The sequence below is a fragment of the Streptomyces sp. NPDC056527 genome, assembly GCF_042794475.1.
Classification (GTDB): domain Bacteria; phylum Actinomycetota; class Actinomycetes; order Streptomycetales; family Streptomycetaceae; genus Streptomyces.
Window position 1 is genome coordinate 1 of sequence record NZ_JBHTTQ010000095.1, and the last position, 13,105, is coordinate 13,105.

Here is a 13,105-nt window from a genome sequence, read left to right on the forward strand (position 1 = left end):
GGTCGACCCGGCCGCCGTGGCGGGAGGTCCGCGGCCGGACCAGGCCGCGCAGCAGCGGCGGCAGGGCGCCGGCCTCGGCGCGGGCCCGCAGCGCGGGCAGATCCAGGCGGAGCGGGACGAGCAGGGGCTCGTCGCAGGTGAGCGCCTCGTCGAAGAGGGCGAGGCCGCGTGCGGGGTCGATCGGCGCGAAGCCCGCGCCCGCCAGCCGGGCGCGGTCGCCGTCCCCGAGCGCTCCGGCCATGCCGCCGGCCGCCGCGTCGTCCTCGCCGCCCCAGAGTCCCCAGGCGAGGGAGACACCGGGCAGGCCGTTGGCACGGTGGTACGCGGTGAGGCCGTCCAGGAAGGAGTTGGTGGCCGCGTAGTTGGACTGACCCGCGTTGCCGACGATCCCGGCGAACGAGGAGAACACCACGAAGGCGGCCAGGTCCAGATGGCGCACGGCGTCCGTCAGATGCCAGGCGGCGTCCTGCTTGGGCCGCGCGACCGTGTCGAGCCGCTCCGGCGTCATCGACTCGATGGTGCCGTCGTCCAGCACACCGGCCGTGTGCACGACGGCCGTCAGCGGGTGCTCGCGCTCGACCGCCGCGACCAGCCGTCGTACGTCCGCCGCGTCGCCCGTGTCGCAGGCGACCACGGTGGCGCGGGCGCCCAGCGCCGCGAGCTCGGCGACCAGCTCGTCCGCACCCGGGGCCTCGGGGCCGCGACGGCTCGTGAGCAGCAGGTGACGCACACCGTGCCGCGCGACCAGATGGCGGGCGAAGTGCCGCCCGAGGGTGCCGGTGCCGCCGGTCACGAGCACCGTGCCGTCGGGGTCGAGGGCGCGCGGCAGGGTCAGCACGACCTTGCCGACGTGCCGGGCCTGGCCCAGGTACCGGAACGCGTCCTGCGCCCGGTGGATGTCCCACGCCTCCACTGGCGGCGGAGCCAGCCGGCCGGCCTCGAAGCGGGCCCGCAGCTCGGTCAGCATCTCCTGGATGCGGTCGGGACCGGCCTCCATGAGATCGAACGACCGGTAGACGACGCCCGGGTGCGCCTCGGCGACCCGCTCGGGATCGCGGATGTCCGCCTTGCCCATCTCGATGAACCGGCCACCGCGCGGCAGCAGCCGCAGCGACGCGTCGACGTAGTCGCCGACGAGGGCGTCGAGGACCACGTCCACGCCCCGGCCGTCGGTGGCGGCGAGGATCTCCCGCTCGAAGTCGAGCGTGCGGGAGTTCGCCAGATGGGCGTCGTCGAAGCCCTGGTAGCGCAGCGCGTCCCACTTGGCGGGGGAGGCCGTGCCGTACACCTCGAGACCGCGGTCGCGGGCGATCTGCGTCGCGGCCATGCCGACACCGCCTGCGGCGGCGTGGATCAGCGCGGTCTGCCCGGCGCGGGCGTCCGCCAGGTCGGTCAGCGCGTACAGGGCGGTCAGGAAGACCACGGGGGCGGCGGCGGCCTGAGCGAACGACCAGCCGCGCGGGACCCCGGTCAGCAGCCGGTGGTCGGTGACGGCGACGGGTCCCGCCGCACCCTCGGTGAACAGGCCCATCACCCGGTCGCCGACGGCCGGCGAGGTGACCCCGGGGCCCGTCTCCAGGACGTATCCGGCGCCCTCGCTGGCGATCGGCGCCTCGCCGGGGTACTGGCCCAGGGTGATCAGGACGTCGCGGAAGTTCAGGCCGGCGGCCCGGACGGCGACCCGCACCTGACCCGGCGCGAGCGGCGCGTCGGGGGCCTCGGCGGGCAGCAGAGCCAGGTTCTCCAGGGTCCCCTTCGCGGTCGAACCGAGCCGCCAGCCGGGCGAGTCCGCCGGAACGGAGAGCCGTCCCTCGGGCGCGGCGGCGCTCAGCCGGGCCGCGAGGACGGCGCCGCGGCGGATCGCGAGCTGGGTCTCGTCGGCCGCCTCCAGCGCCGCACCGAGGGCCCGTTGCGAACCCTCCTCGCGATCCACGTCGATGAGCAGGAAGCGGCCGGGGTGCTCGGTCTGCGCGGAGCGGACCAGCCCCCACACGGCCAGGCTCTGGTCCCGGATCGGCTCGTCGTAGCGGGTGGAGACCGCGTTGCGGGTGATCACGACGAGGCGGGAGTCGGCGAACCGCTCGTCCGCCAGCCAGCGCTGGATCAGCCCCAGCATGCGGTGCGGCGCCTCGCGCGCGATCTCCACCGGGTTGTACGTGCCCTTGGACGGGCGTCCCGGCGTGAACGGCAGCAGCACCTCGGCGGGCACCGGGCCGTCGGCGGCGGCCAGCGCGTCGAGGTCGGCGTGGCACACCACGCCCTCGCCCAGGGCCGCGGTGACTCCGATGACGTCCGGGCCCACGACCGCACGGACGGGCGGGGCCGTCTCGGTCCGGCTGTCGGCCGCGCCGGGAACGGGTCGCCAGTCCACCCGGAACAGGGCGTGGGACCGGTCGCCGGAGGAGGTGGACGCCGAGGCGAGGTCGGCGGGGCGGATCAGGAGGGAGCCGACGGTCACGACCGCGTCGCCCTCGGGGTCGGTCGCGGTCAGCGCGATCGTGTCGGCGCCGGAGCGGGTCAGGCGGACCCGCAACCGGCCGGCGCCGGTGGCGTGCAGGGCGACGTCCGACCAGCTGAAGGGCAGCCGGACCGAGTCGGGCGCGCCTCCCACGAGATCGAGCAGCAGCGGGTGCAGCGCGGCGTCGAGGAGGGCGGGGTGGACCGGGTGACCGAGGGGGTCGGTCTCCTCGGGCAGGGCGATCTCGGCGTACAGGTCGTCGCCGTCGCGCCAGGCCGCCGTGAGGCCCTGGAACGTCGGGCCGTAGGCGTAGCCGTGGGTGCGGAGGTCCTCGTAGAGGCCGGTGAGGTCGACGGGTTCGCCGGGCGGCGGCCAGGGGAGGGCCTCGGGGGCCGTGGTGGCGGCGGTCAGGGTGCCCGAGGCGTGCCGGGTCCAGGACTCGGCCTCGTCACCGCGCGCGTGGATCGTGAACGCGCGGCGGTCGGGCCCTGCGGCGTCGACGACGAGCTGGAGGTCCACCGAGCCGCGCTCGCCGAGGATCAGCGGGGCTTCGAGGGTGAGTTCCTCGACGGTGGGGGTGTCGGTGTGGCTCGCGGCGTGCAGGGCGAGGTCGATGAAGGCCGTGCCCGGCAGGAGGGTCGTGCCGGAGATGGTGTGGTCGGCGAGCCAGGGGTGGGTGCGCAGGGAGATCCGGCCGGTGAGGACCAGCTGGTCGGTGTCGGCGAGGGTCACCAGGGCGCCCAGGAACGGGTGCCCGGCGGAGACGAGCCCGGCGGAGGTCACGTCGGAGGCGCCGGCGCCGGTCCGCTCGACCCAGAAGTGGTCCTGCCGGAAGGGGTAGGTCGGCAGGTCGTCCGGGTGGGCGGGGGTGTGGGCGGGCCGCCACGCCGTGGGGGTGTGGCCGCCGGTGTGCAGACGCGCCAGCGCCCCGGCGAGGGTGTCGGCCTCGGAGACCTTGCCCCGCAGGGTCGCCGCCAGGGTCGCGGGCTGGGTGAGGGTGTCCTGCGCGAGCGTGGTCAGGGTGGCGTCGGGGCCCAGTTCCAGGTAGCGGGTGACGCCGCTCGCTTCGAGGTGCTGGACGCCCGGGTGGAAGCGGACGGCTCCGCGGATGTGTTCCGCCCAGTAGGCGGGGGTGACGAGGTCGTCGCCGGTGGCGGGTCGTCCGGTGACGTTGGACACGACCGGGATCGTCGGCGTACGGAAGGTCAGTTCGCCGATGGCCTGGCGGAAGTCGTCGAGGACGCCGTCCATATGGGCCGAGTGGAAGGCGTGGCTGACGGTCAGGCGCTTGGCGCGGCGGCCGAGACCGGTCCAGTGCGCGGCCGCCTCGGCGACGGCGTCGTCGTCGCCCGAAAGGACCGTCGCGCGCGGGCCGTTGAGCGCGGCGATCGTCAGCCTGCCGTCGAAGCCGGCGAGGAAGGAGCGGACCTCCTCCTCGGTCGCCTGCACCGCCAGCATCCCGCCGTCGGAGCGGGCGGACTGCATGAGCCGGCCCCGCGCGGCGACCAGGGTCACCGCGTCGGCGAGGTCGAGGACCCCGGCGGCATGGGCGGCGGCGATCTCGCCGATCGAGTGGCCGATCAGCGCGTCGGGGGTGAGGCCGTCGTGCTCCAGGGTGCGGTGGAGCGCGGTCTGGAGCGTGAACAGCGCGGCCTGCGTGTACTCGGTCCGGTTCAGGAGCTCCGCGTCCTGCCCCCACATGACCGAGCGCAGCGGGCGGTCCAGGAGCGGGTCGAAGAGGGCGGTGATCTCGTCGAAGGCTGCGGCGAAGACCGGGTGGGTCTCGTAGAGTTCGCGGCCCATGCCGAGTCGCTGGCTGCCCTGGCCCGTGAAGAGGAAGGCCGTCTTGCCGGGCGTCACGGTGCCCGCGGTCACGCCGGGAGCTTCGGCGCCTTCGGCGAGCGCCGCGAGGCCGGTGAGGAGGGCATCGGGGTCGGCGGAGTCGAGGACGGCTCGGTGGTCGAAGCGGGTACGGGCGGCCAGCGAGGCCGCGACCCGCTCCGTCGGAACGTCCGGGTGCTCGACGGCGTACGTGTGGAGCCTGCGTGCCTGCTCGCGCAGCGCCTCGTCGCTCCTCGCCGACAACAGCCAGGGCAGGGCAGGGAGTTCGGGGGCTTCCGGTTCGTGGTCGGCCGGGGCCTGCTCGATGACGACGTGCGCGTTCGTGCCGCTGATGCCGAAGGAGGAGACGCCCGCGCGGCGCGGCCGGTCGTCCGCCGTCGTCCAGGGCCGCTCCTCTTCGAGCAGCCGCAGCGCCCCGTCCTCCCAGTCGACGTGATCGGACGGCCGGTCGACATGGAGGGTCCGCGGCAGCACTCCGTGGCGCATCGCCAGAGCCATCTTGATGACGCCGGCGACGCCGGCCGCGGCCTGCGTGTGACCGATGTTGGACTTGATCGAGCCGAGCCACACCGGCTCGTCGGCGCCCCGGCCCTGGCCATAGGTGTTGATCAGGGCCTGCGCCTCGATCGGGTCGCCCAGGGTCGTGCCCGTGCCGTGAGCCTCGACCGCGTCGACCTGGTCGGCCGTCAGTCGGGCGTTGGCCAGGGCCTGTCGGATGACCGCCTCCTGCGCCAGGCCGTTGGGCGCGGTCAGACCGTTGCTGGCGCCGTCCTGGTTCGCCGCCGTGCCGCGGATCACCGCCACCACCGGGTGGCCGTTGCGCCGAGCGTCCGACAGCCGCTCCAGGACGAGGAGCGCGGCGCCCTCGCTGAAGCCGGTGCCGTCGGCCCCGGCGGCGAACGCCTTGCAGCGTCCGTCGGCGGCGAGCCCGCGCTGCCGGCTGAACTCCGTGAACAGCACCGGGGACGACATGATCGTGGCCCCGCCCGCCAGCGCCAGCGAGCACTCGCCCTGGCGCAGCGACTGGGCGGCCAGGTGCAGGGCGACCAGCGAGGCCGAGCAGGCGGTGTCGATGGTGAGCGCCGGGCCCTCCAGACCGAGCGAGTACGCGATCCGTCCGGAGACCACGCTGGTGGTGTTGGTGACGAGATAGCCCTCCAGCTCGGGGCGTACCTCCTCGGGGCGCGCGTAGTCCTGGGCGATGGCGCCGACGAACACCCCGGTGTCGCTGCCGCGCAGCGTGTCCGGGGAGATCCCGGAACGCTCCAGGGCCTCCCACGCGGTCTCCAGGAGCACCCGCTGCTGAGGCTCCATCGCCTCGGCCTCGCGGGGGCTGATCCCGAAGAACTCGGCGTCGAACCGGTCCGCGTCGTGCAGGAAGCCGCCCTTGGCGACATACGTGGTGGCGGGGGCGTCGGACTCCGGGTCCGGCGCGTGGAGCCGGTCGAGGTCCCAGCCGCGGCCCTCGGGGAAGTCCGTGATCGCGTCGCCGCCGGCGGAGAGCAGCCGCCACAGGTCCTCGGGACTGCGCACATCGGCCGGGAACCGGCAGCCGATACCGACGATCGCGATCGGCTCGTGCGCCGCGGCCTCGGCGTCGGTCAGCCTCTGCCGGGTCTGCTGCAGGTCGGTCGTGACCCGCTTGAGGTAGTCCCGGAGTTTCGCTTCGTTGGCCATGAACCCGTCCCTCGTATGCCAGCGGTGATGCTCGGCAACGTCGCCGACGCGGCTTGCGGGTTGCTTAGCGAGACCTAAAGCCGCACCCGGTCGCGGACCGGTGGCCGCGCGGAAGCCCGGGAGAGCGGGGGAACGGGCCCTAAGGTGCTCTTTAGCCGGGCGTCAGCCGGGCGGCCGAGAGTGGCGGAATGGAAGCCTCGGAAATCCACATCCTGTCGGTCGGAACCGCGCTGCCCGGCGATCCCCTGGACAACGCGGACCTGGCCCGCCACTTCGGCATGGACCCGATCTGGGAGCAGTGGGTCGACGCGTTCGTCGGCACGCGGGCCCGGCATCTGTCGGTGGATCTGAGCACCGGGAAGCTCCGGTCCACGCTCGCCGATCTGGCCACCCGGGCCGCCGCGCGCGCCCTGGAGGGTGCGGGCGTCGGTGCCGGGGACATCGACCTCGTCGTCCTCGGCACCGCCACCCCCGACCAGCTGATGCCCGCGACCGTCAACATCGTCGCGGACCGGCTCGGCATCGACGGAGTGCCGACCTACCAGCTGCAGTCGGGCTGCGCGGGCGCGTTCCAGGCGCTCGACGTCGGCCGGCAGATGCTGCGGGCCGGCGGCCACCGTACGGCCCTGGTGATCGGCGGGGAGCTGTGCTCGCGCCACTACGACCCCGGCGTCGACCTGGCGAAGCTCGACTCGGCCGAGCTGGTCAACTTCGTCCTGTTCGGCGACGGCGCCGGAGCGGCCGTCCTGAGCGCGGAGCCGGTCGCCGGCGCGCCGGTGATCCGCCGGGTGCTCAACCGGCTGACCGGCTTGAACCGCGAGCCCGGGCAGATCGTCGAGTGGACCGGGGCTCTCGACCGCGCGGACGCGGACCGGGCCCACATCAAGGAGGACTACAAGGCGATCGAGGAGTCCGTCCCCGTGATGTCCCGGGAGATCGCCGAAGAGCTCCTCGGCGACCTGGGCTGGACGGCCGCGCAGGTCGACTACCTGCTGCCGCCCCAGCTCTCCGGGCGCATGACGCGGCGGATCGTCGAGGGCCTGGACATTCCGCTGGCGGAGGAGATCACCCTCGTCGACACCATCGCCAACACGGGCAACGCGATGCCGTTCTTCCAACTGGAGGAAGTACTGCCGCAGTTGGCCCCCGGTGACCGGGTCCTCGGAATCTCCGTGGAGTCCAGCAAGTGGCTCAAGGCGGGCTTCGCGCTCGAACTGGTCTGACCGCCCCGTCCACCCACCGCCCCTGTGGCCGGCCCCTCCCGGCCCGACGGTCCCCCCACACGGCGAAGCGCCCGCGGTTCCCTCCCGCGGGCGCTTCGTCGTCTCCGTCGCGGCACTCACCGCGGCGCGCCGAACCACTCCTTCAGCGCGGTCTCCAGCTCGCCCGAACCCTCGGCCCAGACGACGTGCCCGTCCGGACGCAGGAGGACGGAACCGGTCCCCGCGTCCTCCGGGACGGCCGCGATGCCGACCCGGTCGGCCCAGCCCGCGGCCGTACTCGCGAACGCGCCGCCGGAGCCGCCCTCCGCGAGGAGCAGCAGTCCACGGCCGTCGTGCAGCAGCGGCGCGGCCGCGGGGACCCGGCCGCCCAGTTCGTGGTCCGCGGACGGGCCGCCCAGGCGGTAGCGGAGGTCGACGCCGGTCACCAGCTCCACCAGGTACCGGTTGACGTCCTGGAAGCGGGCGAGTTCCGCGACGAGGGAGCGCGCACCGGCCGCCCGGGCCGCCGGGTGCATCAGGGCCAACTGGGCGTCGAGCGCGAGCCGGGCCCGCTCGCCCTCCGGGTGCCGCTCCGCGTGGTACGTGTCGAGGAGCCCCGGCGGCGCCCAGCCGGCGAGGTCCGCGGCGAGCTTCCAGCCGAGGTTGACCGCGTCCTGCAGGCAGGTGCTCAGCCGGAGACCGCCGAGGGGGTAGAAGGAGTGCGCGGCGTCGCCGGCGAGGAACACCCGACCGGCCCGGTAGCGCTCCGCGTTGCCGCTGACGCTGGTGAACCGCTCGGCCCACGCCACCTCGCGGGCGGGCAGCCGATGGCCGGTGAGCGCCTCGATCTCGCCCTGGAGCTCCTCCGCCGCCACCGGCCCCGCGCCGGCGGCCGGCTCGTCGCCGAAGAGGGTGGTGATCACCCTCAGGACTCCCGGGCCGGCGGGCGCGCCCGAGTACACCCCGCCGGAGGCGGTGTAGTGGGCCCCCAGATGGTTGACGGCCAGCTCGGAGAAGTCGGCCTCCACGTCGCCCACGATGCCCGACACGGTCCAGCCGCTGCCCGGGAAGCCGATGCCGGCCAGCGACCGTACGGTGCTCCCGGCGCCGTCCGCCGCCACCACGTACGAGCCGCGCAGCGTGGACTCGCCGTCGGCGGAGCGCAGCCGCAGGGTCACCGAGTCGGCGGACTGCCGGAGTTCCGTCACCTCCTGGCCGCGCCGGATGTCCACGCCGAGCGCACGCGCGCGCCGCTCCAGGACCTCCGCCAGCTTGGACTGCGGCACCAGCAGCCCGCCGCCGACGCGCTGCGGACCCGACAGCTCCTCGGGGCGGAGCCACAGCAGGGAGAAGTGCGCCCCGGGCAGGGGCAGTCCGGCCTCGCGGAGCTCGTTCGCGAGGCCGCGCTGTGCCAGGAGCTCCATGACGGCCGCGTTCACCGCCTGGCCGGGGGAGCGGGGGTCGGGGGAGTCGCGTCGCTCGACGACGACGACGGGCGCACCGGCCAGGCCCAGCTCGCAGGCGAGCATCAGGCCGGTGGGACCGGCGCCCACGACGATCACGGGATCGGTCACAGGCTCATCCTTTCCGCAGCAGCGGGATCACGGGGGCGAAGTCGTACAGGTGGGCGGCGAGGACCGTGTACGAGGTGAGGCCGTACCGGTCGTGGTGGCCCCGGATCTGCTCGGCGATCTCCTGATGGGTGCCGATCAGCAGCGAGGGCAGATAGAGGAGCTGTTCCGTCGTCAGATGGGGGGCGAGAGCGGGGCGCAGCGAGTCGGCGGCGGCCCGCCGGTCGTCGGTGACGACGACCCTCTTCACCCCGGTGTTGAGCTCGGGCGTCCGGCCGAGTTCCGCCGCCCGGACGCGCACCGTGGCCACGTGCGCGGCGAACTCCTCGGGGCCGATGAGCACGAAACCGCCCTCCGGGGGCAGTTCCGCGCCGATGAAGCAGACCGCGTCGGCCCGTCGCGCGGCCAGTTCGAGCTCGTCCGGTTCGTTGGCGCCGATCATCAGCGGCGGTCGGGGCGACCGCAGCGGACGAGGCCGGTGCGCGGGATCGGTCAGCAGCCGGTCCAGCACGTCCACCGTCTCGACCAGCCGGTCCCGCTTGTCCTGGGCCGTGAGCGAGGCGGTCGCGGAGGTGCCGGTCTGCCCGGCATACAGCCCCACGGTCAGCCGCCCACCGGTCAGCCGGTCGGTGCCGGCGATCTCCCGGGCGAGCACCTCGGGATCCCACAGGGCGGTGTTGGTGAGATAGGTGGCGACCTCGATCCGGGACGTGGCCGCGGCGGCGGCCACCAGCGACGGGAACGGGGCGGTCATGCCCAGGTGGTCGGTGGTCGCGAAGGTGTCGTAGCCGAGCCGTTCCGCCTCCCGGGCGCGTTCCGGCCAGTCGGCGTCCGGGGAGATCTCGCTCACCCCGAACCGGAAGACCGGCCCCGGTGCGCCGCTCACGCGCCGCCCTCGGCAGGGCCGGACGCTCCGGTCAACCGCTCCCGAAGCCGGATCGCCGACAGGGCCAGGCCGAGCACGGTCCGCTGCGGCCCGTACCCGCCGAGCGTCTCCAGCGCCGACCGGAGGCTCCACAGCCGGGACTCGGCCACATGCGAGGGCGAGCCGTGCACATCGTCGTGGATCAGCAGCCGCAGCTCGCGCACGTGCCGTTCGAGCAGGAGCCGGTCGCCCGGCGGGATGATCTCGTCGCGTGCGCTCACCGTGTACGACACCGGCACCGCGAGCGCCGCCAACTCCTGCGGTGTCAACGCCCAGTCGGTGAGATCCGTCAGTACGGAATCGGGGGCGCCGCCGGTCAGGTGGGCCAGGGTGTCGACCGTCACGCGGGGGATCCCGGGACGCCAGGCGGCGTCCGTGAAGAAGTCCCCGATCGGGGCGCCGGCGGTCACCACGCCCCGGATCCGCTTGTCGTGCAGGGCGGCCCGGAGCGCCAGGTGCCCGCTGAAGCTCATCATCACGGCGACGGTCCGGTCCACGTCGGCGCGGTCCGCGAGCGCGTCGAGGAGCTCCGGGACCATCCGATGGCTGTCGGCGGCGTAGATCTGCTCGTTCTCGCCGACTCCCGGCATCTCGGTGGCGACGACGGCCAGGCCGAGCCGTGACGCCTTGGCCAGGATCGGTCCGAACTGCTCCTTCACACTGACGATGCCGCCGCTCAGCAGCAGCACGGGAGGGCGTTCCCCGCCCCGCGCGTCCAGGCCGGCCGCCCAGGCCCGCACCCGGCCGCCGGAGAGGTCGAGGTCGAGGCGGCGGATGCCGGAACCGTCGCCCGAGCGCCAGCGGTTGAAGGAGGCGACCGTGCGCTCCTGGGCGTCCGCGCGGGCCGGGCCGTCCACGAACGGGAACCGGGCGATGTTGAAGTGCCGTCCCGCCTCGACCTCCCGGCCCCGGCGCTCCAGTTCGACACCGGCCTCGGTCCACTCACGGGCCCAGGAGCCCGGCTCGCCGTCCTCGTCGTGCCGGATCCGCAGCAGCACCTGCCGCAGCCGCTCGCCCGGGATGCCGAGGATGCGGCCGTGCACCTCGACGAACTGCTTGAGTTCCTGGACGTCGTTCATCGCAGCCCCTCCTCGGCCGAGAACCCCTCCAGGGCCTCCTTGACCTCGGTGAGGATGTCCGCCGCCTCCGCGCCGTCGATGACCCGGTGGTCGAAGGTGAGGTTCAGCCGCATGACGGGCGCGCTCGTCACCTCGCCGTCCCGGACCACCGGACGCTCCACGATCCGGCCCACGCCGAAGGTGACCGTCGTCCCGCCCACCGAGTGGAAGCCGTCGACGGCCCGGTGACCCAGCGAGGTGACCGCGAAGGTGCCGAAGAAGCGGGGGTGGTTGATCAGCGAACGCACCGCCCGGCGGTAGGCGGCGCGCGCCAGCGCCGCGGGCAGCCGGTGCAGCAGCAGCATCGAGGCGAACTCCGGCATCGTCTCCGGATCACCGTCGCGGTAGCGCTCCAGCTCGTGCTGGATCCCCTTCAGATCGGCCCGGTCCAGGTCCGGCAGGACCGCCGAGACCACGACGCGCCGGCCGCCGACCCGCTTGTCGAGGGCGACCTTCCCGGAGACCTCGCCGTAACGGGCGACCTTGGGGCGCAGACGGCCGCGGATCGCCGCGTTGGCCTCCGGGTGGGCGGCGATCACCCGGGCCGCGGAGTGCAGCACGTACGTGACCAGGGACAGCCGGCTGTCGCCGCGATGGGCCTCACGGTGGGCGAGCACCCCGGACATGTCCACCTCGGTGTCCAGGTGGACGGGGGCGAACGGACGTATCTCGTCGAGGAAGAAGAGCGTGTGACGCCGCTCCCGGGCGATGGCTGCGATATGCATCCCGCCAATCTCGGCAGCCGGTCTTAAGCACCTCCTAGCGCGACCTAAAGACACCACCCGGGCGCCGGAGATGGCCGCGAGGGCCACGCGCACACCGGCCACGGGCCACGGGCCACGGGGCACGGGGCACGGGGGACGCTCGCACCGGCCACCGGCAGCCACGGGCCACGCTCGCACCTGCCACACGCCACGCGCGACAGGCCACCGGAACTTGGCGCCCGAGACCCGCGGGGGCCCGGGTAGGGGCGGCTGTTGTCGGCGGGATCCACAGGCGTCCTTTAGAGCCGCACAAGACACCGGTTCCAGGCTTGCCGCAGCCCGAATGTCGCCGCTCGCAGGAGATCTCGCATGTCACGTCCCAGCGCGGTGGGCCTCACCACCGGAACCGAGCCGCTGCCCGACTTCCCCCAGTTGCGGCAGTGCCCGTACCAGCCGCCGTCCGGCTACCGCGACCTGCGCGAGGCCGAGGGCCCGGTGGTGCGCGCCCGGCTCTACGACGGACGCCCCACCTGGGTCGTCCTCGGCCACGCCGTCGCCCGTGAGCTGCTCATCGACCCGCGCCTGTCCTCCGACTGGAGCCGGCCGGACTTTCCTTCGCCGAGCCCGCGACGCAAGGCCATCCAGAAGGCCACGATCCTCGTCGGGATGGACCCGCCGGAGCACTCCGCGTACCGCCGCAGGCTCATCTCCGCCTTCTCCGTGCGACGCACCCGGCAGCTGACCGAGTCGATCCACCGGCGCGCCGGTGAACTCGTCGACGCCATGGTGGAGCAGGGGCCGCCCGCCGAGATCCTCAGCGGACTCGCGCTGCCGCTCTCCTCGCACACCATCTGCGGCATCCTCGGGGTTCCCTACGGGGACCACGACTACTTCGAGGAGCAGTCGGCGCTGCTCGTGTCGCCGCAGGTCACCGAGGACGACGCGACCCAGGCGCTGATGAACCTGCGCTCGTACCTGACCGGCCTGGTGGAGCGCAAGGAGAAGGAGTCAGAGCCCGGCGAGGGTCTCCTCGACACCCTCGTCCACAAGGACCTGGCCGAGGGCTCGCTCTCCCGCGACGACGTGATCCGGCTCGGCATCATCCTGCTGATGGCGGGTCACGAGACCACCGCCAGCATGATCACGCTGAGCACGTTCACGCTGCTGCAGAACCCCGACCAGCTGGCCGCGTTCCGCGCCGACCCGGCCGGCGCGAGCCTGGCCGTCGAGGAGCTGCTGCGCTACCTCTCCATCGGCGACGTCGCCATGCGCATCGCCGCCGAGGACATCACGATCGGCGACGTCGCCATCCGCGCCGGCGACAGCGTGATGCTCTCCACCGCCGAGATCAACCGCGACGCGGAGGCGTTCGAGAACGCCGACGAGCTGGACCTCGCGCGCGGCGCCCGGCACCACCTCGCCTTCGGATACGGCGTGCACCAGTGCATCGGCCAGAACCTGGCCCGCGCCGAGATGGAGAGCGCCCTCACCCTCCTCTTCTCCCGCATCCCCGGACTGCGCCTGGCCGTCCCCGCCGAACAGGTGGAGATCAAGCCCGCGCAGAGCGGTGTGCAGGGCATCTACGAACTGCCCGTGACGTGGTGAGCC

General features: G+C 73.9%; 7 protein-coding genes. 2 read left to right on the top strand and 5 right to left on the bottom strand.

Annotation, left to right across the window (positions count from 1 at the left end):
- Positions 1-5,977 (bottom strand): SDR family NAD(P)-dependent oxidoreductase (locus ACFQ7Q_RS30620; RefSeq protein WP_383560743.1); only part of this gene is annotated, 5,977 nt, incomplete at its 3' end.
- Between the two features lie 188 nt (positions 5,978-6,165).
- On the opposite strand from ACFQ7Q_RS30620, the gene ACFQ7Q_RS30625 reads away from it, so the two are divergent.
- Positions 6,166-7,200 (top strand): 3-oxoacyl-ACP synthase III family protein, encoded by a 1,035-nt coding sequence (locus tag ACFQ7Q_RS30625; protein WP_383560745.1) that lies wholly within the window; start codon positions 6,166-6,168, stop codon positions 7,198-7,200.
- Positions 7,201-7,316: 116 nt separating this feature from the next.
- Here the strand turns inward: ACFQ7Q_RS30625 and ACFQ7Q_RS30630 are convergent, their stop codons facing one another.
- The 4 genes from ACFQ7Q_RS30630 to ACFQ7Q_RS30645 are packed head-to-tail and all read right to left on the bottom strand — an operon-like array spanning position 7,317 to position 11,518.
- Complete coding sequence (locus ACFQ7Q_RS30630; protein ID WP_383560748.1) at positions 7,317-8,753, bottom strand: FAD-dependent monooxygenase; 1,437 nt, start codon at positions 8,751-8,753, stop codon at positions 7,317-7,319.
- A 4-nt stretch (positions 8,754-8,757) separates the two neighbouring features.
- Positions 8,758-9,636 carry a TIGR03621 family F420-dependent LLM class oxidoreductase gene (locus ACFQ7Q_RS30635; protein WP_383560751.1) on the bottom strand — a complete coding sequence of 293 codons (879 nt, stop codon included), beginning with the start codon at positions 9,634-9,636 and terminating at the stop codon, positions 8,758-8,760.
- Complete coding sequence (locus ACFQ7Q_RS30640) at positions 9,633-10,754, bottom strand: alpha/beta hydrolase (protein ID WP_383560754.1); 1,122 nt, start codon at positions 10,752-10,754, stop codon at positions 9,633-9,635. The genes ACFQ7Q_RS30635 and ACFQ7Q_RS30640 overlap by 4 nt, the downstream gene beginning before the upstream one ends.
- Entirely contained in the window at positions 10,751-11,518 is a 768-nt protein-coding gene (locus ACFQ7Q_RS30645) for a 2-oxo acid dehydrogenase subunit E2 (protein WP_383560757.1), read from the bottom strand. The genes ACFQ7Q_RS30640 and ACFQ7Q_RS30645 overlap by 4 nt, the downstream gene beginning before the upstream one ends.
- 348 nt (positions 11,519-11,866) lie before the next feature.
- Between ACFQ7Q_RS30645 and ACFQ7Q_RS30650 the strand changes: the two genes are divergently transcribed.
- Positions 11,867-13,102 (top strand): cytochrome P450, encoded by a 1,236-nt coding sequence (locus ACFQ7Q_RS30650; protein ID WP_383560760.1) that lies wholly within the window; start codon positions 11,867-11,869, stop codon positions 13,100-13,102.
- The last annotated feature ends 3 nt before the right edge of the window (positions 13,103-13,105 follow it).

Coding starts and splice junctions, on each gene's coding strand:
- ACFQ7Q_RS30650 (WP_383560760.1), top strand. CDS start 11,867: ATGTCACGTCCCAGCGCGGTGGGCCTCACCACCGGAACCGAGCCGCTG.
- ACFQ7Q_RS30625 (WP_383560745.1), top strand. CDS start 6,166: ATGGAAGCCTCGGAAATCCACATCCTGTCGGTCGGAACCGCGCTGCCC.
- ACFQ7Q_RS30645 (WP_383560757.1), bottom strand. CDS start 11,518: ATGCATATCGCAGCCATCGCCCGGGAGCGGCGTCACACGCTCTTCTTC.
- ACFQ7Q_RS30640 (WP_383560754.1), bottom strand. CDS start 10,754: ATGAACGACGTCCAGGAACTCAAGCAGTTCGTCGAGGTGCACGGCCGC.